Annotated in this window: 34 protein-coding genes; 14 read left to right on the top strand and 20 right to left on the bottom strand. The window is 67.1% G+C overall.

Translation table 11 applies throughout. From position 1 onward, the window contains the following. Positions 1-6: 6 nt before the first annotated feature. From GBRO_RS05215 to GBRO_RS05205, 3 genes are all read right to left on the bottom strand, one after another. Positions 7-291, bottom strand: a complete 285-nt coding sequence (locus tag GBRO_RS05215) for a hypothetical protein (protein ID WP_012832946.1) — start codon at positions 289-291, stop codon at positions 7-9. Between the two features lie 201 nt (positions 292-492). Next, entirely contained in the window at positions 493-864 is a 372-nt protein-coding gene (locus GBRO_RS05210) for a histone-like nucleoid-structuring protein Lsr2 (protein WP_012832945.1), read from the bottom strand. 211 nt (positions 865-1,075) lie between these two features. Beyond that, positions 1,076-2,140 (bottom strand): LLM class F420-dependent oxidoreductase, encoded by a 1,065-nt coding sequence (locus tag GBRO_RS05205; protein WP_012832944.1) that lies wholly within the window; start codon positions 2,138-2,140, stop codon positions 1,076-1,078. A gap of 203 nt (positions 2,141-2,343) precedes the next feature. Here GBRO_RS05205 and GBRO_RS05200 point away from each other — a divergent pair, with 203 nt between their 5' ends. From GBRO_RS05200 to GBRO_RS05170, 7 genes are all read left to right on the top strand, one after another. Then, positions 2,344-3,579 (top strand): inorganic phosphate transporter, encoded by a 1,236-nt coding sequence (locus tag GBRO_RS05200; protein WP_041919736.1) that lies wholly within the window; start codon positions 2,344-2,346, stop codon positions 3,577-3,579. A 32-nt stretch (positions 3,580-3,611) separates the two neighbouring features. Further along, positions 3,612-3,893, top strand: a complete 282-nt coding sequence (locus GBRO_RS05195) for a hypothetical protein (protein WP_012832942.1) — start codon at positions 3,612-3,614, stop codon at positions 3,891-3,893. Between the two features lie 35 nt (positions 3,894-3,928). Then, positions 3,929-4,249, top strand: coding sequence for a DUF3349 domain-containing protein (locus GBRO_RS05190; protein ID WP_012832941.1), 321 nt, complete (start codon positions 3,929-3,931; stop codon positions 4,247-4,249). 133 nt (positions 4,250-4,382) lie between these two features. Then, on the top strand, positions 4,383-4,760 hold the full coding sequence (locus GBRO_RS26800) for a DUF3349 domain-containing protein (RefSeq protein WP_012832940.1): 378 nt from the start codon (positions 4,383-4,385) through the stop codon (positions 4,758-4,760). A 41-nt stretch (positions 4,761-4,801) separates the two neighbouring features. Beyond that, positions 4,802-5,920, top strand: coding sequence for an o-succinylbenzoate--CoA ligase (gene menE / locus GBRO_RS05180; protein WP_012832939.1), 1,119 nt, complete (start codon positions 4,802-4,804; stop codon positions 5,918-5,920). A gap of 31 nt (positions 5,921-5,951) precedes the next feature. Then, complete coding sequence (locus GBRO_RS05175; protein ID WP_012832938.1) at positions 5,952-6,833, top strand: 1,4-dihydroxy-2-naphthoate polyprenyltransferase; 882 nt, start codon at positions 5,952-5,954, stop codon at positions 6,831-6,833. A 139-nt stretch (positions 6,834-6,972) separates the two neighbouring features. Continuing rightward, positions 6,973-7,893: a hypothetical protein gene (locus tag GBRO_RS05170; RefSeq protein WP_012832937.1), complete on the top strand. Its 921-nt coding sequence runs from the start codon at positions 6,973-6,975 to the stop codon at positions 7,891-7,893. An 81-nt stretch (positions 7,894-7,974) separates the two neighbouring features. Here GBRO_RS05170 and GBRO_RS05165 read toward each other — a convergent pair whose 3' ends face one another. Beyond that, positions 7,975-8,841, bottom strand: coding sequence for a Clp protease N-terminal domain-containing protein (locus GBRO_RS05165; RefSeq protein WP_012832936.1), 867 nt, complete (start codon positions 8,839-8,841; stop codon positions 7,975-7,977). 24 nt (positions 8,842-8,865) lie between these two features. Then, positions 8,866-9,108, bottom strand: a complete 243-nt coding sequence (locus GBRO_RS05160) for a hypothetical protein (protein WP_012832935.1) — start codon at positions 9,106-9,108, stop codon at positions 8,866-8,868. 161 nt (positions 9,109-9,269) lie between these two features. Between GBRO_RS05160 and GBRO_RS26260 the strand changes: the two genes are divergently transcribed. Genes GBRO_RS26260 through GBRO_RS05150 form a run of 3 tightly spaced genes read left to right on the top strand, consistent with a single transcriptional unit; the run spans position 9,270 to position 10,338 of the window. Next, positions 9,270-9,434: a glycoside hydrolase family 16 protein gene (locus GBRO_RS26260; RefSeq protein ID WP_155825212.1), complete on the top strand. Its 165-nt coding sequence runs from the start codon at positions 9,270-9,272 to the stop codon at positions 9,432-9,434. Continuing rightward, entirely contained in the window at positions 9,431-9,853 is a 423-nt protein-coding gene (locus GBRO_RS05155; protein ID WP_012832934.1) for a hypothetical protein, read from the top strand. The genes GBRO_RS26260 and GBRO_RS05155 overlap by 4 nt, the downstream gene beginning before the upstream one ends. Next, on the top strand, positions 9,853-10,338 hold the full coding sequence (locus tag GBRO_RS05150; protein ID WP_012832933.1) for a hypothetical protein: 486 nt from the start codon (positions 9,853-9,855) through the stop codon (positions 10,336-10,338). Before GBRO_RS05155 ends, GBRO_RS05150 begins: the two co-directional genes overlap by 1 nt. Before the next feature lie 185 nt (positions 10,339-10,523). On the opposite strand, the gene cds1 is transcribed toward GBRO_RS05150, so the two are convergent. Together cds1 and GBRO_RS05140 are read right to left on the bottom strand one after the other, a co-directional pair. Continuing rightward, positions 10,524-11,648 (bottom strand): L-cysteine desulfhydrase Cds1, encoded by a 1,125-nt coding sequence (gene cds1, locus GBRO_RS05145; protein WP_012832932.1) that lies wholly within the window; start codon positions 11,646-11,648, stop codon positions 10,524-10,526. A 19-nt stretch (positions 11,649-11,667) separates the two neighbouring features. Next, positions 11,668-12,012, bottom strand: a complete 345-nt coding sequence (locus GBRO_RS05140) for a DUF4229 domain-containing protein (protein ID WP_012832931.1) — start codon at positions 12,010-12,012, stop codon at positions 11,668-11,670. Between the two features lie 180 nt (positions 12,013-12,192). On the opposite strand from GBRO_RS05140, the gene GBRO_RS05135 reads away from it, so the two are divergent. From GBRO_RS05135 to GBRO_RS05125, 3 genes are all read left to right on the top strand, one after another. Continuing rightward, positions 12,193-12,417: a BldC family transcriptional regulator gene (locus GBRO_RS05135; protein WP_041920243.1), complete on the top strand. Its 225-nt coding sequence runs from the start codon at positions 12,193-12,195 to the stop codon at positions 12,415-12,417. A gap of 56 nt (positions 12,418-12,473) precedes the next feature. Then, positions 12,474-12,683, top strand: a complete 210-nt coding sequence (locus GBRO_RS05130; RefSeq protein ID WP_012832929.1) for a hypothetical protein — start codon at positions 12,474-12,476, stop codon at positions 12,681-12,683. Between the two features lie 101 nt (positions 12,684-12,784). Next, positions 12,785-13,264, top strand: a complete 480-nt coding sequence (locus GBRO_RS05125) for a helix-turn-helix domain-containing protein (protein ID WP_012832928.1) — start codon at positions 12,785-12,787, stop codon at positions 13,262-13,264. Between the two features lie 9 nt (positions 13,265-13,273). On the opposite strand, the gene ccsB is transcribed toward GBRO_RS05125, so the two are convergent. From ccsB to GBRO_RS05090, 7 genes are all read right to left on the bottom strand, one after another. Next, positions 13,274-14,359, bottom strand: a complete 1,086-nt coding sequence (gene ccsB, locus GBRO_RS05120) for a c-type cytochrome biogenesis protein CcsB (RefSeq protein WP_012832927.1) — start codon at positions 14,357-14,359, stop codon at positions 13,274-13,276. A 49-nt stretch (positions 14,360-14,408) separates the two neighbouring features. Further along, positions 14,409-16,112, bottom strand: a complete 1,704-nt coding sequence (gene resB, locus GBRO_RS05115) for a cytochrome c biogenesis protein ResB (RefSeq protein ID WP_012832926.1) — start codon at positions 16,110-16,112, stop codon at positions 14,409-14,411. A 13-nt stretch (positions 16,113-16,125) separates the two neighbouring features. Further along, on the bottom strand, positions 16,126-16,944 hold the full coding sequence (locus GBRO_RS05110) for a cytochrome c biogenesis CcdA family protein (RefSeq protein WP_172491674.1): 819 nt from the start codon (positions 16,942-16,944) through the stop codon (positions 16,126-16,128). Between the two features lie 8 nt (positions 16,945-16,952). After that, positions 16,953-17,573: a TlpA family protein disulfide reductase gene (locus GBRO_RS05105; RefSeq protein ID WP_115311658.1), complete on the bottom strand. Its 621-nt coding sequence runs from the start codon at positions 17,571-17,573 to the stop codon at positions 16,953-16,955. Between the two features lie 38 nt (positions 17,574-17,611). After that, a complete protein-coding gene (locus GBRO_RS05100) occupies positions 17,612-18,238 on the bottom strand; it encodes a histidine phosphatase family protein (RefSeq protein ID WP_012832923.1) in 627 nt (208 codons plus the stop codon). Then, entirely contained in the window at positions 18,238-19,572 is a 1,335-nt protein-coding gene (gene hemL, locus GBRO_RS05095; RefSeq protein ID WP_012832922.1) for a glutamate-1-semialdehyde 2,1-aminomutase, read from the bottom strand. The genes GBRO_RS05100 and hemL overlap by 1 nt, the downstream gene beginning before the upstream one ends. 67 nt (positions 19,573-19,639) lie before the next feature. Next, positions 19,640-20,536: an SGNH/GDSL hydrolase family protein gene (locus tag GBRO_RS05090; RefSeq protein WP_012832921.1), complete on the bottom strand. Its 897-nt coding sequence runs from the start codon at positions 20,534-20,536 to the stop codon at positions 19,640-19,642. Positions 20,537-20,723: 187 nt separating this feature from the next. Between GBRO_RS05090 and GBRO_RS05085 the strand changes: the two genes are divergently transcribed. Further along, entirely contained in the window at positions 20,724-21,311 is a 588-nt protein-coding gene (locus GBRO_RS05085) for a YdcF family protein (protein ID WP_041920240.1), read from the top strand. A 165-nt stretch (positions 21,312-21,476) separates the two neighbouring features. Here the strand turns inward: GBRO_RS05085 and GBRO_RS05080 are convergent, their stop codons facing one another. The 6 genes from GBRO_RS05080 to GBRO_RS05065 all read right to left on the bottom strand — a co-directional run bounded on the left by GBRO_RS05080 (position 21,477) and on the right by GBRO_RS05065 (position 25,240). Next, positions 21,477-21,779, bottom strand: a complete 303-nt coding sequence (locus GBRO_RS05080; protein ID WP_012832919.1) for a hypothetical protein — start codon at positions 21,777-21,779, stop codon at positions 21,477-21,479. A 154-nt stretch (positions 21,780-21,933) separates the two neighbouring features. Then, positions 21,934-22,101, bottom strand: coding sequence for a hypothetical protein (locus GBRO_RS26255; protein ID WP_155825213.1), 168 nt, complete (start codon positions 22,099-22,101; stop codon positions 21,934-21,936). A 147-nt stretch (positions 22,102-22,248) separates the two neighbouring features. Beyond that, positions 22,249-22,629 carry a hypothetical protein gene (locus tag GBRO_RS26795; protein ID WP_227892854.1) on the bottom strand — a complete coding sequence of 127 codons (381 nt, stop codon included), beginning with the start codon at positions 22,627-22,629 and terminating at the stop codon, positions 22,249-22,251. Further along, the gene (locus GBRO_RS26790; RefSeq protein ID WP_231140533.1) at positions 22,599-23,171 is read right to left on the bottom strand and encodes a hypothetical protein; all 573 of its coding nucleotides are present in this window, start codon (positions 23,169-23,171) and stop codon (positions 22,599-22,601) included. The genes GBRO_RS26795 and GBRO_RS26790 overlap by 31 nt, the downstream gene beginning before the upstream one ends. A gap of 64 nt (positions 23,172-23,235) precedes the next feature. Next, complete coding sequence (locus tag GBRO_RS05070; RefSeq protein ID WP_012832918.1) at positions 23,236-24,399, bottom strand: acyl-CoA dehydrogenase; 1,164 nt, start codon at positions 24,397-24,399, stop codon at positions 23,236-23,238. Positions 24,400-24,451: 52 nt separating this feature from the next. Next, on the bottom strand, positions 24,452-25,240 hold the full coding sequence (locus GBRO_RS05065) for a TetR family transcriptional regulator (RefSeq protein ID WP_012832917.1): 789 nt from the start codon (positions 25,238-25,240) through the stop codon (positions 24,452-24,454). Positions 25,241-25,266 lie beyond the last annotated feature (26 nt).

Below are 25,266 nucleotides of genomic sequence, written 5' to 3'. Positions count from 1 at the left end.
GTGCTGTCACCGCGGTCTCCCGACGCGCCAGATGGCCGAGCCGGCGATCAAGAAGGCCACCACGGACAGGAGATCCGACTCGGTGAGCCCGTGCTGAGAGTTGACGCTGTACAGCACCCGCCCCTCGAGTGGTCCGTTCCAGAACAGCCACGCAAAACCGAGCCCGACGAGGACCGCAGCCGCCGGATAGCCCGGCCGTGCCAGGCACCACGCGCCGGTGACGATGAGCAGATTGAGAAGAACAAGGGCGTAAAACAGACTCGGGTGCTCCATAGTGGGTGACGCGGCCATCCGATCAGTATCCCGAACGATTCCGTGCGATGAACATGTCCGGTTTCGGCAGCTGCGCGCCGGGCAGGAGACAATCGTGCACCGCCCGACACACCCATCAGTACAGCAGCTGCGGGGTTGCCACGATCGGACTGTGCCGCAGACAACACCGCGCTGCGCGACCACCGAGAAGGCGATCGTGCAGCGCGAGGGTTGATTCGGTCAGTGAGCCGCTTCGTATGCCTCGATGATGTTCTGCGGTAGACGACCCCGCGGCGCGACGTCGTAGCCGGCGCCGATGGCCCATTCGCGGATCTCGGTGGTCGGCGAACCCGACTTCGACGACGTACTCGGGGCGCTTGCGGTGCGGGCCGCCGTCGGCCGTTTGCGTCCACCCACGCGGGTCGACACGTCGAGCAGCTTGGCGACGGTCACCTTTCCGTTCTCCACTTTGTTCAAATTGGCCGTGGAAACGTCGAGCTCATAATCCACGCCCAACCACGACCACGAAACCGTGTGCGCATCATCGGAATCGATCTGGTGGCCGTCGAGGTCGTCGACAAACGTCACTTTCTGGATTTGCCATGCGTCCACGTTAACCGATGATCTGGGCGACACCGTTGAACGACCGTCGGTGCGCCGCGTGAGGTCGCTTTTCTCCGATTCCGAATACCGGTTTGCGATCGCACATATCGTGTCGCGAACAGCGCCCGCGGACATCCCGGCTGATCACCCGGGAACCACGGGATGCCCTGTTGTGCACGTGGTTTGGGTTCAGCCCGTCGAGCAGCGAGGGACCTGCGGGTCACCCGCCGAAGATGTCGCGGAGAACTTCGGTTTCGGCGACGCGCTCCTGGTGCGTCGGGGCAACCGACGACGTGAGGATGCAGGTGACGCCGGCCTCTGTGAAGGCCGCCACACGTTCGGCGACCTCCGAACGCGAACCGATGAGCGACATCGAGGTGACGAGGTCGTCGGGCACCGCGGCCGCGGCTTCGGCCTTCTTGCCGTCGAGATAGAGGTCCTGGATGATCTTGGCCTCGTCGGCGTAGCCGTACCGCTGGGCAAGGGTGTTGTAGAAGTTCTTGCCTCGCGCGCCCATGCCGCCGATGTAGAGGGCGGCGTGGTGACGGACGAGTTCCCGTGCGTTGTGAAGTGCTTCGGCGTCGTCGGAGATGCGGGCGGTGGCCTGCACGACGATGCCGAGTTCACCGAGCGACGGGTCGCGCTTGGCCTTGCCGGCGGCGAGTCCCTCACCGAAGGCGTCGTTGATGCGCTCGGGATGGAAGAGGATGGGCTGGAACTCCTCGAAGAGTTCGGCGGCCAGTTCGGTGTTCTTGGGACCGATCGCGGCCAGCAGCATCGGAATCCGCTCGCGGACCGGGTGATTGATGATCTTGAGTGACTTGCCCAGGCCGGAACCGCCGTGCTCCTTGTCCAGGGGAAGGGTGTAGTGCTTGCCCTGGTAGTCGAGCTTGTCGCGACGCCACACCATGCGGCAGATCTCGGCGTGCTCGCGGGCACGGCCCACCGGGAAGTCGTACTTCACGCCATGGAAGCCCTCGATGACCTGCGGGCCCGACGCCCCGATGCCCAGCACCGCACGGCCGCCGCTGATGTAGTCGAGGCCGGCCGCTGTCATCGCCAGGTTGGTGGGGGTGCGCGAGAACATCGGCAGGATCGCGGTCTGCAGTTCCATCTTCTCGGTCTTCGCGGCGATGTAGCCGAGCTGGCTCACCGCATCGAAGCTGTAGGCCTCCGGGACCGCGATCCGCTCCACACCGGCAGCTTCGAAATCGGCGAGATTGTTGATGGTCTCGCGGAAATCGCCTGCGTAGTTGATCGGCATGCCCAGCTTCATCGATGTCATGAGAGCGGATTCTTCCACAGGGACAGCCCCTTGCCGAGACCCCGCCCGAGCGCTCGATCGCCCGCGGCAGGTGGACGGTCAGAATCGGAAACATGAACAATGGGTGAACATCGCCACCACCAGCGGAAACACCGAGGAAAAATCGGACATTTCGGACTGCGGTTTTTAGGCGGTTTCGGGCCCGGCGTTGCATGATTATGCCCATGAGCGCAGAGATGCTGATTTTGGTGCTGTTGGTGATCACAGCACTCGGCTTCGACTTCACCAACGGCTTCCACGACACCGGCAACGCGATGGCCACCTCGATCGCGACGGGGGCTCTCAAACCCAAGGTAGCCGTCGGATTGTCGGCCATCCTGAACCTCGTCGGCGCGTTCCTCTCAGTCGAGGTTGCCGCGACCATCACCAAAGACGTCCTCAACATCCAGCAGACCTCCGGTGAGGACAAAGGCGACATCATTGCCGGTCTCACCCCCATCACCGCTCTGCTGATCATCTTCGCCGGCCTCATCGGCGGCATCCTGTGGAACCTGTTCACCTGGCTGTTCGGCCTGCCGTCGAGCTCGTCGCACGCGCTCTTCGGCGGCCTCATCGGTTCGGGTATCGCGGCCATCGGCCTGTCCGGCATCAACTGGCACGGCGTGTTCTCCAAGATCATCGTGCCCGCGCTGCTGGCCCCCGTGATCGCCTGCCTGGTCGCCGCCTGCGGCACCTGGATGGTCTTCGCCATCACCAAGAAGATCGCCGAGTCGCGTAAGGAAGCGGGATTCCGCTACGGCCAGATCGCCACCGCATCGCTGGTCTCGCTGGCCCACGGCACCGGCGACGCCCAGAAGACGATGGGCGTGATCGCGATGGCGCTCATCGTGACCGGCCACCTCGACGCCTCCACCATCAGCCACGGTCTGCCGTTCTGGATCGTGTTCTCCTGTGCCGCAGCCATCGCCATCGGCACCTACCTGGGCGGCTGGCGGATCATCCGCACCCTGGGCAAGGGTCTCGTGGAGATCACCTCCCCGCAGGGTATGGCTGCCGAGGCGTCGTCGGCCGCGATCATCCTGACCTCGAGCGCCGCCGGCATGGCGCTGTCGACCACGCAGGTCGCCACCGGTTCGATCCTCGGATCGGGCGTCGGCAAGAAGGGCGCGCAGGTCCGCTGGGCCGTGGCCGGCCGCATGGCCATCGCCTGGGTCACCACGCTGCCCGCAGCGGGCGCGGTGGGCGCGGCCTGTTTCTACCTCGCGCACCTGCTCGGCGACCTCAGCGGTGCGATCGCCATCTTCGCGGTCCTGGTGGCCGCGTCGGCGTACATGTACTGGCGCGCGCAGCAGAACAAGATCGACTCCAAGAACGTCAACGCCGATTGGGATGAGTCGACCGACTCGATCATCCCGCCCGCCGACGACGCGTCGCAGGCCAAGCCGACCGCGGTCGCCTGAGCCCACGCACATCTGAAAGGACTGAGTACTCGATGGACATCGTCGAAGCGATCGGCAAGGTTCTGATGGTCGGACTCGTGCTCGGGGCCGGGCTGCCCGCCCTGTTCGCCTACGGTCTGCGACTGCATTCGGTGGGCAACGGCGACGAGAACGCCGACGGCACCCTCAGCGCGCCCCACCCGGCCCTCAAGGTCGCGAGCTATCTGGTGTTCGCCTTCGTGGCGTTGGTGATCGTCACCGGCATCCTGTGGATCACCCGGCAGACCATCTACTACTACACCGACATCAAGATCTTCCCCTTCGGCTACAAGTAACCCGAGTATTCCCAGACCGGTAGAGAGGTAAAGCATTGCCGTCACCGTCGTTGTTCGAATCCGCCGTCAACTGGATCCGCGCCGGTTATCCGGAGGGCGTGCCGCCCACCGACTTTCCGCCGCTGCTGGCCCTGCTGGTGCGGGTGCTCGATGAAGAGGAGGTCACCGACGTCGTCATCCGCCTCGCCCGCGAGCACGACATCGACACCCCGCTCGACAGCGACCGAATCCGGGCCGCGATCGCGGAGGTCATCAACGATCAGCCGACCGACCACGAGATCAACCAGGTGGCCGCCAGGCTCGCCGCAGCCGGCTGGCCCCTCGCCGCTCGGCCGCGAGTCGACGCCCCCGCGTGAGCCCGTCGACCGCAGCACAGTTGTCGCGCTGACCAGTGCAATCGGACCGGCACCGACCATCGGGTCGGTGCCGGTCGCTATACAATGGCCGTCGATGGCGGGGACACGTCGCGCCGACACGAGGGGAGAGACCGTGGACCGTCCGCAATTCCTCAAGCGGGTTGTGGAGTGGCTGCGCGCCGGATACCCCAACGGGGTCCCGCAGGACGATTACATCCCGCTGGTGGCGCTGCTGCGCCGCCAACTCTCCGACGCCGAGGCCGAATCGGTCTCGACCGACCTGATCCGCGAGTCCCCGCCACCACCGGAGCGCATCTCCAAGATCGACGCCGGGGTCAAGATCACCGAGATCACCCACGAACTTCCCCACGAGGCCGACATCGCGCGGGTGCGGAAGCATCTCGAGGCCTCCGGCTGGCCTTTCGACGACGAGCCGCTGCCGCCCTATCCGACGTCGGATGCCCACGATCCCGATACCGACGATCCCGATACCGATGGGGACGACTCCTGAAAGTTCTACGCACCCTGGAACTTCCCGCCGGCGTCGACGTCTTGCTCCGGCGAGATCAACTGGCTGGTCTCTGCGACGCGTCGTCGGATCAACCGGCCCATCTCCCGGTCCCCGACGACACCGTTTCCGCACAGCGTCTCGCCGACGCGCTAGGTGCGGGTGAACCGATCGACGACGACATCAGCCTAGTCATCTCCACCTCCGGCTCCACGGGAACTCCCAAGGGCGCCCAGCACACGCCGGCGACGCTGTCGGCGTCGGCGCAGGCAACCGCGGCCCACCTCGGCGGCCCGGGCAATTGGCTGCTCGCGCTACCACCCCACCACATCGCCGGGTTACAGGTGCTGTTGCGTTCTCTCGCAGCCGGTTTCACACCGACGGTCCTCGATGTCGGCGACGGTTTCGATGTCGATGCGTTCGTGCGGGCGGTGGCGGAGCTCGACGGTCCGCGTCGCTACACCTCGCTGGTGCCCACCCAGCTGATCAAAGTGCTCGACTCCCCCGCCGCGATCGCCGCGTCCCGCACACTGGATGCCATTCTGGTGGGTGGTGCCGCGACGCCGGAACCGTTGCAGCGCAGAGCCTTCGACGCCGGGCTGCCGATCGTGCGGACCTACGGGATGAGCGAGACCGCCGGTGGCTGTGTCTACGACGGCGTGCCGCTACCGGGTGTCGAGATCCGCATCACCGACGCCGACGACGCCGGGATCGGGCGCGTCGAGCTGGCCGGCCCGATGATCGCCCGCGGGTACCGCCACCTGCCCGACCATCCGGCCTTCGCGACGGCCGGGTGGTTCCGCACCGACGATCTCGGGGTCATCGCCGACGGCGTGCTGCGCATCGTCGGGCGCGCCGACGAGGCCATCTCCACCGGCGGACTCACCGTGGTCCCCCAGGCGGTGGAGGCCGTCATCGTCGACGACCCGGCGGTCGCCGAATGCGTCGTCGTCGGACTCCCAGACGATCGGCTGGGCGAGAAAGTCGTCGCCTTCGTGGTCACGCGGCCCGGAGAACGGCTGGACGCCAAGCGAATTCAGGGTCTTGTCGGTGAGCGGCTGGATCGGTTCGCGGCGCCGCGGGAGATCGTCGAACTCGATGCATTGCCGCTGCGGGGTCCGGGAAAGGTCGACCGGCGGGCGTTGCGGGCGCGGTCGTCGTAGCCCCGATTGTTCGCCGTGACACCATGAATCCGTGGCAACCCCAACTCAGTGGCTCCAAGGCGCTCGACCGCGAACCCTGCCCAACGCCATCGCTCCCGTCGTCGCCGGCGTCGGCTCCGCGCTGTGGCTGGTCGGCGGGTTCGGTGAGATCTCCTGGTGGAAGGCGGCACTGGCGCTGATCGTCGCGCTGGCCCTGATCGTCGGCGTCAACTTCGCCAACGACTACTCCGACGGCGTCCGCGGCACCGACGACGACCGCGTCGGACCGATGCGGCTGGTCGGGTCGGGTGCGGCGAGTCCCGGCGCGGTGAAAGCAGCCGCGTTCATCTGCTTCGGAGTGGGCGCGGTATGCGGGCTGATCCTGGCGATCGCGACCGCCTGGTGGCTGGTGGTGGTGGGTGCCGTCTGCATCGCCGCCGCCTGGTTCTACACCGGTGGCCAGCGCCCCTACGGCTACATCGGACTCGGCGAGGTGGCCGTATTCACCTTCTTCGGGCCGGTGGCCGTGCTCGGCACCCAGTTCGTCACCGCCGACCGCATCGACTGGGTGGGCGCGGTGTGCGGCGTCGCGGTGGGCGCGATCTCGTCGTCGGTGCTGGTGGTCAACAACCTGCGCGACATTCCCAGCGACACCGAATCCGGCAAGATCACCCTCGCCGTGCGGATCGGTGACGCCCGGACCCGCATTCTGTTCGGCGTGCTTCTCGCGGTTCCCCTCGTGGCAAGCGTGGTGCTGGTCGCTGCGACGCCGTGGGCGCTCGTCGGACTTCTCGCGGCGCCCCTGATCGTCGTCGCCTATCGCCCCGTGCAGGCCGGGGCGACCGGCCCCGGCCTGATCCCGTCGTTGGGCAAGGCCGGGCTGGCGATGCTGGCGTGGTCAGTGCTGACGGCGGTGGCGCTCGCGGTGGGGTGAGTGTGGGTCGAGTCTGAGGATGTGGGTCCCGTTCGGGAATGTGGGTGCTGCAGCACACACATTCTCGAGTTGGACTCGATGAGTGGTTTCACGCAGCAAATGGGGGAACCGGCAAGCTTCTCGGCGCGTCCAACTCATCATGCAGGCATTCCCCACCGACACCCACGGTCTCATCCATCGCACCACGCTCATCAACATCGGCTTCACCGACGACGACATCCGCCGGGCCGTCAAGGCGAAACGTATCGGGCGGATCGCGCGCGGCGTCTTCGTGTACGCGGGTGAGCGAACCGCCGAAGAGTGGCATCGTCTCAAGGCGCTCGCATCGAGGATCGGCCAGGCGTCGAAGGTTCCGCTGACCCACCAGTCGGCCGCGACGGTGCTCGGACTGGCCATGCTGAAGCCGAACCTGCGTCGGGTCCACACCACCGCCGGGCGCGGACATGGTTTCCGGACGGACAGGCAGCACTGCCATGTTGCCGAGCTGGCCGACGACCAGATCATCCTGGTGTCCGGTGTCTGGGTCACCTCCATCGAACGAACCGCCGTCGACGTCGCCTGTACCGTCGGGACTTTCGCCGAAGCGTTGACCATCTTCGACTCTGCACTGCGCGCGGGGGCCGATCGGGAGGTCATGCGCGCGATGCTCAGCGGCCGGCGACGCGGGATCGGCCGCGCTCGGCGGGCGCTCTACTACGCAGACGGGGCGTCGGAGAGTCCAGGCGAATCGTGGAGTCGTGCACAAATGATCGAAGCCGGGCTTCCGATGCCGCGCCTGCAGCGTGAGTTCGTCGACGAGGACGGAAACGTCGTCGCCCGCACGGACTTCGACTGGCACGAACTGCTCGTCGGCGAGTTCGACGGCAAGGTCAAGTACGCCAAGCTGCTACGTCCCGGTAAGGGCGTCACCGAGGTGGTTGTCCGCGAGAAGGCGCGGGAGGACACGTTGCGTTCGATGGGGATCATGGTGGTGCGATGGATCTGGGCCGACCTCGAGAAGGGCACCGTGGTCGACCTCGTGCGCAAGTGGCTTGTTCACGTCAAGCTGCTCGCGGCCTGACACGACAGATCGAGCCCAGCCGGTGAATGTGGGTGCGCCAGCACACACATTCCCAAGCTGGGCTCGATCGGTCGGTGGGGATCAGACCCCCGCCTCCACCTCCGGCAGTGACGCCAGCACGGCGGACTTGAGGTCGTCGGCGTTGGCGGCCGAGTCGATCACCGCGCGCGAGGCGTCGTCGGCGGTATCGATGATGCCGACGAGCAGGTACTCGGCGCGCAGCTGACGGTCGCCGCGCTCACGCGCGAGTTCGACGGCCCGGCGGAACGCCTCGCGGGTGTCCTTGGCGAAACGTGGTCGGGAACCGCGACCGCGGGGACCACGTCGACCGCGGCCCTCTTCCCACGGCCCGAACGGACCGCCAGGGCCGAAGCCCGGTCCGAAGCCCGGTCCGAATCCCGGTCCACCCGGCCCGAAGCCCGGACCGAAGCCCGGTCCGAAGCTCTCCGGATCGAAGCCGCGACGCGGATCGTGCCCACGCCCGCCGCCGGGGCCACGATGACCCCGACCATGGGGCCCGCAACCGTCGGGTCCGCCGCGTCGGCCGCGTCCCCGACCGCGTGGTTCGCGCTCACCCCAGCCTTCGCTGAGATCTTCGCCGAACCGGTCGCGGACCGCCGAGCGCAGCTTGTCGAGGTCGATTCCGATGCCGCGCAGAGCTTCTCGGTCCTCGTCATAGCGTTGGGCGGCGGTTTCGGAGTCCGTCGACTCGTCCGCGGAGCCGGACTCCTCGTCGTCGCGCTGGGCGTGGAACGCCCGTACCACCTCCCGGGCTCCGGTCAGCGTCAGCCCCTGATCGCCCAGGAGGGCGAACAGCGGACTGCGTGCGTTGCAGAGCATCCCGAGGATCAGGTGGTCGTTGCCGAGGTGGTTGTGCTCGAGGTCCGTGGCCTCTTGCATGGCCAGCCCCAGCATCGTCTTGTCGTCTGATGTGAATCTTCCGAACATGGTGTTACTCCTTCTCGGCCCACGCTATCCGCGGGCCTCGCGTTGTGAATGTTTCTGATGCACGGCCTGGCGGCTGATCTGCAGGACTTCCGCGATCGCCTGCCAACTCCAGCCCGCGGCGCGGGCGTTGGCCACGTGGATGTCTTCCAACCGATCGGCCAGGGTGCGGAGGGCACGGACCGCGGCGAGTCCTTGCGCCGGATCGCCACTGGTGGCGGCGCCGGTCAGGTCGCCCGAGGCCTGGTGTGCGGTGGTCTCGTCGTGCATATTGTCAGGTTATCTTGACGAGAGTGTTGTGTCAACATTTCTTGACACCCGTACTTCAGCACCGACGACAGTCGCGGACCCACGTAGGAGGTGTACACCAGCGCCCCCGACAATGTCGTCAGCCCGGTCTGATCGAGTACGGAATCGACGGCCGGACGGTGATGACGTTGCGCCCCCGGGATCTGCCACCGTCGTCGGTGTGGGTGCTCGACGAACCGTTCTTCCTGGTGCTCAATCTAGCCGTCGGAGGTGAATGGCCGGGACCGGTAGCCGAAACCTCGCTGCCGGCAACCATGTTCGTCGACTGGGTGAGGATGTACGCATGAGGTCTCGGCTCGTCTGCGCACTGGTGTACTGGCTGGGCGTGGTGGCCACGCTCACCGGGTGCGGTTCGGCGCCGGCGCCGTCGGGGTTGTCGGCAGGCATCGTGAGCGACGACCTCGGAAACGGACTGCGCACCTACCGACAGGAGGACCTCACCCCCGTCGGCATCCTGGTCTGGTTTCACGGGATGGACTCCGACGGAACGGAGTTCGACCACGACCCGCGTCAGCGACACTTCGCCGAACCCTTCCTCCGCACCGGTTGGGTGATCGCGTCGGCCACCGCGGGCGGCAATTCCTTCGGCAACGACGCCGCGCTGCGCGACTACCGCAACCTCATTGGTGTCGCGCAGACACGTTATCGCACCGGATATCTCGTCTTCGCCGCCGAGTCGATGGGGCGATCGCAGCACTCCGGCTGATGGCCGAACCCGCCTACCGGAACGTCCGATCGATGGTCGGGATATCCCCGCTGACCGGTATCCCGCCCACTCTGCGCGGTGTCGACTTCATCGCCGACGCCTGGGACGGCCCCGTCCCCGACCGCGCCGACCCATTGTCCTTCTACCCGAAACGGTTTGCCGGCAAACGCTTCCGGTTCTTCTACTCCCCCGCCGACACCGTGGTCCCCACCGGTGCCGACGCCCGCGCCTTCGCGATCAGATTCGGCAAGGTCGCCGACGTCGAGCTCGTGCAATGCCGGGGCGATCACGCCGACCCACCTGCTACCAGGGTGATGATGCGCTCACCTTCGTCGGGCGGACGTCGGGCTGAACCTCGGCACCGGCTGAGCCGGCCCCCTTTTCTGCTGGCCGAGCCGCCCCGTTCCGCCCACCGAGCCACCCCTTTTCTGCTGGCTGAGCCGCCACGAGCCGCTAGACGAGAGGCGTGTCGAAGCCGCTGGTGAGACGAGAATGCCGGTACCCGAGTATGTTCCAACAATGGGGGCTCAGTGGTTGCGAACATCGTTGTCGCACCGATGGTTTCGACACGCGGCGGCTCGTTCCTCGCCGTCGCGGCTCAACCAGCATATGGGGAGGCGGCTCAACCAGCAGGTGGGGAGGCGGCTCAACCAGCACGTGGGGGACAGCGTCAGGCGCCCCAGGTACCGGTCGCGAAGAACTCATCGAGGATCGCGGTCGCCGGTGCGAGGTCGAAGCCCGCCCCGGTCAGCCAGTCATCGTCGAAATAGGTTGTGCCGTAACGGTCTCCGGGATCACAGAGCAGGGTCACGACACTGCCGGCGCGTCGATCCCGGACCATTTCGGCAACGAGGGCGAAGGCTCCCCACATATTGGTGCCGGTGGAGCCGCCGACACGGCGGCCGAGGCGGTCACTGACGCAGCGGGCGGTGGCGATCGACGCCTCGTCGGGGACGCCGATCATGCGGTCGATCACCTGCGAGACAAAGGAGGGTTCCACCCGAGGGCGGCCGATCCCCTCGATCCGCGAGCCGGCCTCGGACGTGAGTGTGCCGTCTCCGGATTCGAAGGCGGGCAGGAACACCGAGTTCTCCGGGTCCACCACGCACAGCCACGTCGGATGCCGGCGGTAACGCAGATAGCGGCCCAGCGTCGCCGAGGTCCCGCCGGTTCCGGCGCCGACGACGATCCACGTCGGGATCGGATGCTCCTCGTCGGCCATCTGAGCGAAGATCGACTCGGCGATGTTGTTGTTGCCCCGCCAGTCGGTGGCGCGTTCGGCCATCGTGAACTGGTCGATGAAGTGGCCGCCGCGCTCGTCGGCGAGACGCAGCGCCTCGGCGTACACCTCGCCCGGACGTTGCACGAAGTGACAGTGACCGCCCTCCCGCTCGATGAGGGCGGTCTTGGCCGGCGAGGTGCTCGCGGTCATCACCGCGATGAACGGCACCCCGATCAGCTTGGCGAAGTAGGCCTCGCTGACCGCCGTCGAGCCCGACGACGCCTCGATGACCGGCGTGTGTTCGGTGACCCAGCCATTGCAGATGGCGTAGAGGAACAGCGAACGGGCCAGTCGGTGTTTGAGCGAGCCGGTCGGATGGGTGCTCTCGTCCTTCAGATACAGGTCGACCCCCGCCTCGGCGCCGTCGGCGGTGGACCATCGCGACCAGCCGGGGAGTTCGACGCGCAGCAGGTGGGTGTCGGCGCTGCGTCGGGCGTCGGCCTCGATGAGCCGGACGGCGTTCTCCGCCCACGAGCGGTCGGTGCGGCGATCGATGTCGCGGGTGGGTTTCACCAGCCGGACCCGCTGGCCGTCATTTGGCGCCGCGCAACCGCGACTGCAGGTCGTCGTGGCGGCGCTTGCGATCGCGGTCGAGGGCCGCGATCTGGCGGTTGACGCGCAGACGCAGGCTCTTGAACGCCACCATGCCCAGCGGAAGCGCGATCAGCACGCCGAACACGGCTGCCACGTACAGCGGGACGTCGACGCCGACGAGCCGGGCGCCGAAGATGATGATCGCGGCAACCACCACCACCAGCGCGAGTCTCGCGAAGGTGTAGGCGAGCAACGCCAACACGAGCGATCCGGTGCTCGCATGTTCGTCGGCCGTCGGGTCGGTGTCTGCCGGCTTCCGGGGCCGGTCGGCTGCAGCACTCACGACCTCCAGCCTACTGGTGCCGATTCTGGTGTCTGCAGGTCACAGGGTTCTTTGCCAGCTCTTTACCTTCTACTGACGGTTCGAGTACCTGGGCGATTTGCGTGTATTCATGAAACAACCCGTTCGCCAGGGCGGGTTCGCCGAACACCCACGGGCGTGGACATCACAGAGGGGAAGACCGTGACCACAATCAATACGGCACCGAATGCAGCTTTCATCACCCCGGGATTGGCCAGCCAGCACACCCTGACACCCGGCCAGGTCGCGTCGATGTTCAATGTGAACCCGAAGACCGTGGCCCGCTGGGCGACATCGGGCATCCTGGGCTCCATCCGCACGCCGGGCGGGCACCGTCGTTTCCGCGAAGAGGATGTCGTCGCGCTGCTCAACCGTCGCTCTCACTGAACGACACCCCGCCCACCCGCGCACTCCCTCACGTACCCTGGTGATGGGAGGTTGCCATGACATTTCTGTTTGCCGTGATCGGCGTGATAGCCATCGGGTTCTTGTTGTGGCGCGCCTTCGGGCCTCAACGCGACGAGGCGGACGGCGGGTCGTCGGGCGGCGGCTATCCGCGCGGCCCCAAGGGACCCGACGACGATCCCGATTTCCTTCGCGACCTCGACAATCGAACCCGCGGAACCAACGGTTCCGACGGCGACGAGGCCTGATCCGATCACCGACTTTCTCCCCACTCGTGGCGTCGTGACGTCGTTTGCCATACCTCAGGGTAGGGTTGACTTCTCCGAAACGCGCGAGGAGGTGTGGCTGGTTGACTCCCCGACAGTCAGGTGGATCTGCATCCGACGACGATCTCAGTTTCGCCGACAAGCTCGGCGCACTCTTCGAGCACAGTCGAGACGAGAACGGCGTCAGGTACACCGGTAAGAAGGTCGCCGAGAAGGCCAACTCCCTCGGATACTCGCTCTCCGATGCCTACATCTCCCAGTTACGAACCGGTAAGGCGCGCACGCCGTCGTTCCGGACCGTCGAGGCCATCGCACGCGCCTTCGACGTGAGCGTCACCTATTTCCTCGCCAATCCCGACGAAGACGTCGAGCGCGTCCGCAGACAGCAGGACTATGTGGATCTGCTTGCCGTGACCGGCAGCCACCTGTCCGGGATCGATCTCCGCGCGATCTGCCCGGACACCATCGACGTTCTGATCGAACTGCTCAAAATGGTGAAGGCACAAGCCATCGACAACCAGGGCGCCGGCAACCAGGGCGAGGGCACCCACCCGACGCCCTGAGCCGCTCGCTCAGAGACCGGCGTAGGAGTGCAGGCCGGAGACCACGAGATTGATGATGAACAGGTTGAACAGCAGTGCCACGAACCCGGCGACGTTGATCCAGGCGGCGGCGGTGTTGCGCCAGCCCGCCGTCGCGCGGGCGTGTAGGTAGGCGGCGTAGATCACCCACGCGATGAACGACACCGTCTCCTTGGGATCCCAGCCCCAGAACCGGCCCCAGGCGGCCTCGGCCCAGATGGCTCCGCAGATGACGCCCAGACCGAACAGCGGGAAGCCGAAGACGACGCACTTGTAGGCGAGACGATCGAGGGTGTCCGCACCCGGGATGTGGGCGACGATCCGGCGCAGCGAACCACCGATTCCCTTCATCCCGGTGCCGTCGACCAGATCCGCGTACGGCTCGCCGCTGTAGGGCTCCTTGGTCGCGGAAACCTGTGCGCCCCAGCGCATCTTGATCAGGTACAGCAGGCTGGCCACACCGGAGACCAGCAGCACACCCGACGAGATCGAGATGATCGAGACGTGGATGGCCAGCCAGTAGGACTTGAGTGCGGGCACCACCGGCGCGGCCTGGGTGTAGAGCCAGCGACCGGCGATGAACATCAGCAGCGTGACCGGCAGCAGCACGAAGGACAGCAGCGGCCGATGCTCGGGTTTACGCAACACGACGATCCCGGCGATCACGCAGGCCGCGCACGTCAGCGAGATGAACTCGTACATGTTGCCCCACGGGGCGCGATCGGTGGCGAACCCGCGGGTCACGATCGACGCGACGTGTGCCAGCAGGCCGACGATGACGACCGGGTAGGCCATGTTGCCGAGCTTCTCGCCGAGACTGCGTCGTCGTGCCTGCTCGATCTTGCCCGGCGTCCGCGGGTCGGCAGTGCGACCGGCGTCGGCGCCGACGGTTGCCCCGACGAGGGCGCGGTCGGCCAGGCGTCGGCTGCGGACCGCGGCCAGCGATCCGAGGAACAGCACCATCGCGAGGACGTACACGGTGATGGCGGTACCGAACAACAGGTCGGAGTAGCGTGCCAGCGTCTCGTCGACGGGTGCGCCGTCGACGGTGGCGGCGATGTCGGCCGCACTGCTCATCGTGTCGTCCTCTCCAGATTCACAACCGGCAACTTCACAACCGGCCGATTCACAAACGGCGGGGGCGGAAGCGTCGCGCTGCCGTCGTACCGTCCGGATTCTCGCTCACCAGATCGGCTGCCTGCTCGGCGAAACCCTCGCCCCAGCCGGCCTGATCGGTGCGGGCCAGCCCGGCAATCTCTACTACAGTACGTCGTTCACCGGGGACCGGCACCAACCGGGCCCAGATCCGCCTGCGCCGGACCAGCAGCGACACCAGCAGTCCGCCGAGCATGGCGATGGCGCTGACCAGCACCCAGTTCTGCGCGGGATCATGGGACACCTGCACCGACACCCAGCGCTGATAACCGTCGAACCGCACCGAACTGCCGTCGGCCAGCGGGGCGGACTGCCCGACACCGAGGTTGACCCGTGCCTGCTTGACCAGCCGGCCCTGTTCGATCAGCTGGCGGTCGAGCTGATAGGCGTTCTGCGGGCGCCCGGTGTCCAGGCCGGTGTCGCCCTTGTAGATGTCGATCGCGACGACCGGGTTGTTGGGCACCGGCGACGACGACGTGACCAGGCCACCGTGTGCACCCGTGAAATTCGCGGTGGGCGCGAACAGTCCCTCGATGGCGATCTGATTCTTGCGGCGCACGTCCTCGTCGGGGTACAGCCCGGCCGGGGTGTCGAAGCGCACCGCCCCCGACGACATCATCGTCGACAACTCGTCCGGCACGAACGGCACCGTCTGGGTGCGGGTCTCGCCGCCCGGGAAGGTGACGGTGAACGTCGGGGCAAAGCCGTTGCCCAGCACGTAGACCCGGTCGCCTGCGATGCGCAGCGGCTCGTTGACCCGCACCGACGCGGTGTTCCAGGTCGCCGGGTCGCCGGGGTGGGGACCCTCGCTGTAGCGCACGGTGGCGTCGTACATGTCCGGCTGGCCGCTGGGCAGGAAGGTCGCGGAGAACTTGTCGATGCGGAAACAGAACGGCGACAGGTCGGTTCCGTCGACGAGGCTGCCGGCCCGGAACGAGTCGTAGACGGCGGTCGAGTTGTTGCACAACGACTGCTCACCGTCGGCCACCAGGCTGCGGGTGCCCTCGTAGCCGTAGAGCTTGCCGACGGCGATGGCCACCAGCAGCGCCAGCAGCGCGAAATGGAAGACGAGGTTACCGAATTCGCGCAGATAGCCCTTCTCCGCGGAGACCTCGACCACCCCCGCGCCATCGGACCCTAACCCGTCTGAAGACGGCCGGGTGACGACGATGCGACGCCACCCGCGTAGCCGGCCGTTGATCCGATCGGCGATCTCCTCGGGTGTGCCGTCGACGGTGTGTTCCACGTGCCGGGGCAGGCGGGACAGATTGCGGGGCGCGGCAACCGGTTTGGCGCGCAGGGTGCGGACGTGCTCGATCATGCGCGGGGTCAGGCAGCCGACCAGCGACACGAACAGCAGGACATAGATCGCGGTGAACCAGGCGCTGGAGAAGACGTCGAACAGCTGTACCCGGTCCATCCACTCGCCGAGAGTCCCGTGATCGGCGATGTACTGCAACGTCTTCTGCTCGTTGAGTTCCCGCTGCGGCAGGAGTGCGCCCGGGATGGCGGCCAGTGCCAGCAGGAACAGCAACACCAGCGCGGTGCGCATCGAGGTCAGCGACCGCCACAGGTTGCGCAGCGGCCACAGCACCCGCCGCTTGGCCCAATGCGGTTTGCGCACATCCGGTCCGGGCGCCGGAGCACCGGCCGGAGCGTGTGCGACGTCGGTCACCTGCTCACCTCCCTCATATCGGCAATTCGGTGTCGGAGATGAATGCCTCACGCACCCAGATGGTGAACTGATCCCACAGGCCGGTGACCAGGGCGACGCCGACCAGGATCAGCATGATCCCGCCGAACACCTGGATGGCCCGGGCGTGGCGGCGCAACCAGCCGAGGCTGCGCAGCGCCCAGGCCGACGAGAACGCCAGGATCACGAACGGGATACCCAGACCGATGCAGTAGGCGATGATCAGCGACACCCCCTTGGCCGCGGTCACTCCCTGTGTGCCGGTGGCCGTGACGATGATCGCCGACAGCGTCGGCCCCAGGCACGGTGTCCAGCCGAGAGCGAAGACGGCCCCGAGCAGCGGGGCGCCCACCAGGCTGGACACCCGGCGCGGATGGAATCGGTAGTCGCGCTGCATCATCGGCACGAGCCCGATGAACACCAGACCCATCAGGATGGTGATGACCCCACCGACCCGTTGCAGCACTTGATGATTGAGCACATAGGTCTGGGTGAACCCGAAGACCGTCGCGGTGGCGGCGACGAACACGGCCGTGAAGCCGACGACGAACAGCGCGGCTGCCATCGCCACCCGATGACGACCGGCTTTGGCGGGTTCGCCCGCGGTCATCGCCGGCGCCTCCGCCCCGACGAGACCGGCCAGATAGGAGAGGTAGCCGGGCACCAGCGGCACCACGCACGGCGAGGCGAAGGACACCAGTCCGGCGAGCAGACAGGCGGCCAGCGCCAGCAGCAGCGGACCGGAGAGCACCGTGTTCTGGAACGTCTCCCCCAACGCGGCCAGCGGCGCGCTCGGCGACGCGGCCAGGATCATCGGCTCGGTCACGGGCGCGCGCTCCCGTCTTCGGCGACGACGCGGGCCACCTGCGCTCCGAGTTCCTCGGCGGTGATCGACTTGATGAACACCACCGCGGGCCGGTGCTCGCGGTCAAGGATCACGGTCACCGGCAGCACCGGCAGCGGGATGCCGAGGTCGCCGACGGTGGCGCCGGGATAGTCGTAGATCGACGGGTAACCGACGTGACGGTCGGTGACGAAATCCTCCGCGGACTGCCGGTCGTCGCGCAGGTTGATGCCCAGGAAGTCGACACCCTGGGTGCGGTAACGGTCATAGACCTGCTCGAGGTCGTCGTACTCGCTGCGGCACGGGCCGCACCACGACGCCCACGCGTTGATCACCACGACCTTGTTGGCATAGCGCGGGTCGGTGATGGACAGCGGTGCGCCGCCCAGGAGATTCTCCCCGGAGACCGGGCCGATGGGTTTGCGGTCGGCCGGGTCGTAGGTGATGACGGTCTTGCCGCCCGGTGAGACGAACTGGAAGGTGTCGCCCTGGGCGACCGCGTCGTCGCCGGTGCCACATGCACCGGTGACGGCGACGACGACGGCCAGCAGCAGCGCGAGGACCGCCACCGAGCGGCGACCTCGCCGGGCAGTACCCACACTTCTCACTGGAACCGTCACTTGCTGATGAACTCCGCTCAGGCCCCGGTGGCCAACGGATCCGACGCCCCGGCAGGCTCGGAGTAGATGATGTCGACCAGCGCGTCGTCCTCGTAGATGAGGCTGGTCAGCGAGGCCAGCGAACACTGCCGGCGACGGGGATCGTGCCAGAGACGCTGGCCCTCGAGGAATCGGCGCAGCGTGTACACCGGCAGCTGGTGGCTGACGCAGACCGCCTCGTGTCCCTTGGCGGCGTCGCGGGCCTTGTTGGCGGCGGCCAGCATCCGGTGGGCGAGCTGGATGTAGGGCTCACCCCAGGACGGTGTGAACGGGTCGCGCATCTTGGGCCAGTGCCGCGGCTTGGACAACGCGCCGTCGCCGACGGACACCTTGAGTCCCTCGAAGACGTTGTCGGCCTCGATCAGGTCGTCGTTGGTGATGATCGGCAGGCCGTGGGCGGCGGCGATCGGGGTGGCGGTCTCCTGCGCGCGTTGCAGCGGCGACGCGAAGACGGCGGTGACGTCGTGGTCGGCGAGGGCGTCGGCGACCTTGCGGGCCTGGGCCCGGCCGGTGTCGGAGAGCCGGAAACCGGGGAGTCGGCCGTAGAGGATGCCGTCGGGGTTGGCGACCTCGCCGTGGCGCATCATGTGGACGATCGTGTGCATCAGGCGGTCTCCCCCGGGTTGGTTGCTGCCGCGGCGGCGCGCGCCGCGGCAGGCAGGGCGTCGGCGATACGTGCGAAGGCGTCGTCGTCGAGGGCCGCCGAGACGAACCACGCCTCGAAGGCGCTCGGCGGCGCATAGACACCCCGATCGAGCAGGGCATGGAAGAACGGAGCGAAACGCCATGTCTCGGTGGCTTTCACGCCGGCATAGTCGACGAGCTGGGTCTGTGGGTCCGGCGTGAAGAAAACACTGATCAGGTTGCCGGCCTTCTGCACCCGGTGCCCGACGCCGGCCGCCGACAGCGCGTCGGTGAACAACTCACCGAGCCTGGCGGCGTTGGCGTCGAGGGTCTCGTACACCCCGACGTCGGCGTGGCGCAGCGTGGCGAGTCCGGCAGCCACCGCGACGGGGTTCCCGGACAGGGTCCCGGCCTGGTAGACGGGTCCGGTGGGTGCGAGGCGTGCCATGACGTCGGCGCGTCCGCCGAACGCCGCGGCCGGCAGTCCACCGCTCATCACCTTGCCGAAGGTGTAGAGGTCGGCGCCGACGCCTTCGATGCCGTACCACCCGCCCGGGCTGACCCGGAATCCGGTCATCACCTCGTCGATGATGAGCAGCGCACCGTGCCGCGCGGTGAGGTCGCGAAGTCCGGCGTTGAATCCGTCGCGGGGCGCGATCGCGCCCATGTTGCCGGCGGCGGCCTCGGTGATGACGGCGGCGATCTCGTCACCGAACTCCGCGAAGGCCGAGGCCACGGCGTCGAGGTCGTTGTAGGGCAGCACGATGGTGTCGTGGGCACTCGCACCGGTCACGCCCGGTGAGGTGGGCAGACCCAGGGTCGCGACGCCGGACCCGGCGTCGGCGAGCAGGGCGTCCACGTGACCGTGATAACAGCCGGCGAACTTGATGATCTTGGTGCGGCCGGTGAATCCGCGGGCCAGCCGGATGGCCGACATGGTGGCCTCGGTGCCGGAGTTGACCAGCCGCACGCGCTGCACCGGGTCGACGCGGTCGATGATCTCCTCGGCGAGTTGCACCTCGGCCTCGGTGGGTGCGCCGAAGGACAGTCCGCCTTCGGCGGCTTTCTGCACGGCTTCGACGACGGCCGGATGAGCGTGGCCCAGGATCATCGGTCCCCAGGAACAGACCAGGTCAACGTAGTCGTTGCCGTCGGCGTCGGTGAGATGGCAGCCGGCCGCGCGGGTGATGAAGCGGGGTGTGCCGCCGACCGCGGAGAAGGCGCGGACCGGGGAATTGACCCCGCCCGGTGTCACCTCGGTTGCCCGCGCGAAGAGCGCGGCGGACTTCTCGGGGCCGGTCGGGGTGCGGGTCACGGCCTCCAGTGTTCCAAACGGGGCACAACGGCCCAAATCGTTCAGGCGGTTCTCAGCTTCTCGGCCCTCACCGCAGCACCGTCGCGACCTGGTCCGCGATGGCCTCCTGACCACGAGCATTGGGGTGCACCGCACCCGGTCCGCTGGTGGTCATCGGTTCGATCCAGCGCTCAGGGCCCGCGCAGGCGTCGTGTCCCTCCGACACCGCTGACATGTCGACGTAGGTCGTGCCGGTCTGCTGCGCGGCCCGCCGGACAGCGTCGTTGAGTGTGGCCTGCAGTTCGCGCAGATAGCCGACGTCACCGGCGGCCACCTTCATCGTCGGATAACACCCGCCGGTGGCCGGCAGGATCCACGGATAGCCGACGATGAGGACCCGCGCGCTACGCGCCTTCTGGTGTACCGCGCGCAGGGCGGCCACCAGGTCCGGGTAAGTCGTGGTGGTGATCGGTTGCATGAGGCGCTCCCCGTAGCGGTCACGACACGGTGAGCCGGTCGGGTCGTCGTCGGCGACGTCGCGGCAGGCGCGGATCGACGACGAGTAGGTGTCGTTGTCGTTGCCGCCCATCATCATCGTGACCAGGCCGGCGTCGGGGGTCAGTGCGTCGAACTGCGGTGGGACGCCGTCGTATTGGGCGTCGGCGAGATCGGCGGTGTCGGCGCCCGCACAACTGGCGTCGGTGAGTCGATAGCCCTCCCGCTGAGCGAGGATATGCGCGAAGTTCCGCGACGACCGCTGACACAGGAACGGCGATCCGGCCGCCAGCGGGGTGACGCCGGTACCGGCGCCGTAACTGTCGCCGAGGTTCACGTAATCCACGGCGCTGGAGGTCTGACTGGGTGTGCTTGTGCTACTCGCCGGCCGGTCGGCGGATTCGCCGGTGCCGCAGGCGACGAGGGTCAGTCCCAGCAGCGCCGCCGCCGCGGTGGCCGGAACCCGAGTGCGGAGCCGACGGGTGATCACCGTCTCAGCCTACCGATGGGTGGGTGGTGGTGGCCGGGCACTCCGAAACCTGTTCGGGCGCAACTCTTGTGGTTCCACTCTGTGTCTCGTGGTGCTGTCGTGTTACACGAGTGTCATTTGTTACCCGTGTTGCAGGTGTTACTGGATCGAAACCTGTACGGTCGTGCTGATCGCTACTCTCGTGATCATGCGTGTTCGAAAACTCGTGTCCGCGCTCGCGCTGACAACCGCCCTCGCCACCGGTGCCGGCGGCGTCGTCGCAGCGCCTGCCCAAGCCGCCCCCTCGTCGAGCACCGATTTCGGCAGCGTCGACTTCGGCAGCTCCGAATTCGGTACGCCCAACAGCCTTTTCCTCTGGCAGGGCGTGCTGACCCGCTACATCGTGGTGCTCGGCGCCAAGATGGGCACCTTCGGGCAGACGCCGGCGATCCTGGATCGCCGGCTGAATGTAGCTGCGCGCCTGGCCAAACAGCATCCGTTCAACCGGATGGTGGTTTCCGGCGGAAACACCTGGTGGCTACCGGTTTCCGAAGCCCAGTTCATGAACTTGGGACTTCTTCGACGCGGAATCCCGATGTGGCAGATGGTCAATGAGGGCCGCTCGACCAGCACCGTGCAGAACGCGACCTACACCGTCGGCATGCTCAAGGCCATGGGCGCCAACGGCGCCGTCATCGTCACCAACGGGTTCCACATGGGCCGGGCGCTCAACGACTTCCGGGCCGCCGCGCGTAAACAGCACGCCCGCATCGAGTTTCGCGCCGCGTACGCGTAGGGGTTTCGGCGCGTCGGTCAATAGAAACCGCGTGTCTCGTCGAAAACCGTGTTTGTAAACGCGGTTTCTGACGGGAAACGCGGTTTCTGTAGGTCGACGCGCTGGGGGTGGTAAAAACATGCCCCGGTAGATCATTGGTGACCGAATACCGGGCGACAGAGTTGTTCAGTCCTCACGACCGTCGACGATGGCCTGCATGTGCGGATCATGCGGCCGTCCCGCCGCCTTCCCGGCAGCCAACGCCAAGCGCGCGGCCGCCCGCCGCACCTCGGACACGGGAGACGGTGGCGTGGTTGCCGAAACCGAACTACCGACATCCTCGCGACCGTCGATGATGGCCTGCATGTGCGGATCATGCGGCCGACCAGCGGCCTTCCCGGCAGCCAACGCCAAGCGCGCGGCCGCCCGCCGCACCTCGGACACGGGCGGAGACCCCGATGCGACGCTGCCGCGCTGGGTTCTCGTCATGGCTCCTCCTCTGCCTCAGTATGCCCTCCACCTGCGACGAAGTCATCAGAGTTGGTTTCACGCAGGAGTAGATGAGCCAGATGCAGGAAGACGTCGGCCTCGGTTCTGGTGATCAACGGCGAAGACTGCAGCCTGGCCAACACATCGAACCCGACTACCCGCGCCGTGCCGTTTTCTCAGACAGAACATGATCCACGGCCCAACTCGCGCGTCGCCACCATTCGGCTCGGCGATCGGCCAAGGTGCGTTGTACCATGCCGGCGATCAATCCGGCGAAACCGATGACGCCGACGACGAGTGTCACCCAGGACTGTGCTGACATGAGTCAAGTTGTAGCTGCTGAAACGGCCGAGACGTCGCGTCGGTACCGGTTGTCCACAAGCGAACCGCATGGGCCACAACACCTTGACATACTCGAGCGGACTTGCCTATCGACGTTGGTCGCATACCTCGACGGCCCTGGGGACCACTACGCCAGCCACGCGGTCAGTCGCTCGATCAGGTTCTTCTGCAGCTTCGGGTCTTCGAGGTCCTTCCAGCCCCAGGGCACCACTCGATTGCCGAGTTCGGTGAGCGCGTCGGAACGCTGCTTCTCATACAGCACACGGCCGATTCCGTCGTCGCCCGAGTACTTGGCCAGGCCGTTGCTCTCGCCGACGACGCGCTGTTCGCGCCAGTAGAAGTCCACGCGCGCAACGAGGTTGCCCCACTGGTCGTACAGCTCGAGCTGCAACTCGGGGGCCGGTAGCCCGGCGTCGAGAAACACCATCCGGCTGCGCGACTCCAGGACCGACTCCGACTTCCCGTCGAGCAGTTCGATCACGCGTCGTGCCTGGGCGGCACCGACCATCCCCCGTGGATGAGGCTGAGTTCGACGGCGAGTTCGTCGAGCGAGCACCGACCCATGCGCAGGGCCGCATCGCCGACCACGACAGCGGCAATCCGGTCGGCGGTGCGTGCGATGTCCACGACGACACGCGCCGGAGTCACCACGAGCACACCCTCGTGGACCATTGTCGACGGCGCGCGGCCATCCGAGATCAGCCGTGTCAGACCCGAGGTCCTCGAGCGTGAGCGCGCAGCGAACTCGGTCACCACCACCAGCGTGGTGTCGAGCCCCCATACCGGCAGACCGAGCGCAGCCGCCGCCGAGACGGCGGCGAGCGCCCGACGGGGTTCCGACGACCTCTGGCGACGCCACCACGCCCTGGCGAGTTCCCGGTGTCGTTGCTCGGGCGTGCCGTCGAGCAGGTCGGTGCGGATCACCACCCCCGGAGCGAGCGCCGTGAGGGTCCCGCCGGAGACCGCCCGCCGTATCTCATGGTCGGTGATGCCGTCGGCGACGAGTTCGGCGCGGGTCGTCGCGCGTGTCAACGATGTCAGAAAGACCATGCAAGATTGGACGCAGCCCAGGACGGATCGGTTGCACTCGGCGTGTCACCCAACAGAAACCGCGTCAGCGGAGCAGAGCGCGGCTCATGACGACCCGCTGAATCTGGTTGGTGCCCTCGTAGATCTGGGTGATCTTGGCGTCGCGCATCATGCGCTCGACCGGGAAGTCGCGGGTGTAACCGGCGCCACCGAAGAGCTGCACGGCATCGGTGGTGACCTCCATCGCGACGTCGGAGGCAAAGCACTTGGACGCCGAGCTGATGAAGCCCAGGTTCTTCTCGCCACGTTCGGCGCGGGCGGCCGAGGTGTAGACCATCAGCCGGGCGGCTTCGACCTTCATGGCCATGTCGGCGATCATGAATTCGACGCCCTGGAACTTGCTGATCGATTGCCCGAACTGCTTGCGGTCCTTGACGTATTCGATGGCCTTGTCGAGCGCGCCCTGCGCGATGCCGACGGCCTGCGCGCCGATGGTCGGACGGGTGTGGTCGAGGGTCTGCAGGGCGGTCTTGAAGCCGGTGCCCTCGTCGCCGATGATGCGGTCGGCGGGGATGGTGCAGTCCTCGAAGTAGAGTTCGGCGGTCGGCGAACCCTTGATGCCGAGCTTCTTCTCCAGCGGGCCGACGGTGAAGCCGGGGTCGTCCTTGTGCACCATGAACGCCGAGATGCCGTTGGCCTTCTTCTCCGGATCGGTTACCGCCATGACGGTGTACCAGCTCGACTTGCCGCCGTTGGTGATCCAGCATTTGGTGCCGTTGAGCACCCAGTTGTCGCCGTCGCGTCGGGCGCGGGTCTTCATCCCGGCGGCATCCGAGCCGGCCTCACGCTCGGAGAGGGCGTAGGAGGCCATCGCCTCACCGGAGGCGATCGACGGGAGCACCTGCTGCTTGAGTTCGTCGGAGCCGTTGAGAATGAGGCCCATCGTGCCGAGCTTGTTGACGGCGGGGATCAGCGACGACGACGCGCACACCCGCGCGACCTCCTCGATGACGATGCAGGCAGCCACCGAGTCGGCACCCTGGCCGTCGTACTCCTCGGGCACGTGGATCGCGTTGAAGCCCGACGCCACCAGCGCGTCGAGCGCCTCCTGCGGGAAGCGGGAGTTCTCGTCGACGTCAGCGGCGTGCGGCTCGATCTCCTTCTCGGAGAGCGCGCGGATCGCCTCGCGGAGCGCGACGTGCTCCTCGGGGAGTTCAAAAACGTTGAAATCGGGGTTTCCGAAACCCATGACTGCGGCTCCTCACGGCACTGGGTGCCAAACGGTGGATGATTCCAGTCCATCACGGCACTCGGTGCCATGTCAATCCGTCGGGATCGTCTTCGATTGTCCGCGACTGCCGACGAGTCTGCCCAGCTGTTCGCCGACCCAGCTGTTCGGCGAGGTGACGGGTGATCTCCTCCGGCGATGTGCCGGCCGGGTAGGTCACCACGGTGACCACCGGGTCGTCCTCGGTCTTCGTAGTGCGCCCCGACGAGAGCTCGGCGGAGGGCCCCGACGACACCGCACCGCTGACACCCAGTGCCAACCGGATGCGGGTGAGTTCGGTTCGCAGCCGCGCCAGCGTGGCGTCGGAGTCGCCGCGGATCATCCGGCGCAGCAGGTAGTTGTGCGCTCCGGTGACGGCGGCGACGTAGGTTACGATGTGGACGCGGTCGGCCTCGGGCAGGCGACGGCGCAGGAATTCCTCGAAGGCCCGCTGGTAGCGATAGGTGGTCACGAGTTCCCGATCGCGCAGCGCGGGCACCTCCGACACCACCTGGAGTCGGCGAAATGCCAGGTTCCGGTCCCCCGAGAAGTGCCCGAAGACGAGTTCGGCAGCGGCGCACACCGCTTCGGACGGATCAGACCCGGTCGCGGCCAGCAGATCGTCGACCTGGGCGAGCAACGACTCGTGATCGGCGAAGATCACATCCTCTTTGGCCCGGAACTGACGGAAGAACGTGCGTCGGGAGATGCCGGCGGCGGCGGCGATCTGCTCGACCGTCGTCGATTCGTAGCCGTTCTCGCCGAAGAGCCGGATCGATTCGGCGACGACCAGCGTCCGGAAATCCGGGTCACTCGGTGCCATAGGGTCAAGTATCACCCGCCGCCACC

The organism is Gordonia bronchialis DSM 43247, from assembly GCF_000024785.1.
In the GTDB taxonomy this organism is placed as follows: Bacteria; Actinomycetota; Actinomycetes; order Mycobacteriales; family Mycobacteriaceae; genus Gordonia; species Gordonia bronchialis.
The sequence above is the reverse complement of the archived record's forward strand: the minus strand, read 5'-3'. Positions and strand labels throughout refer to the sequence as shown.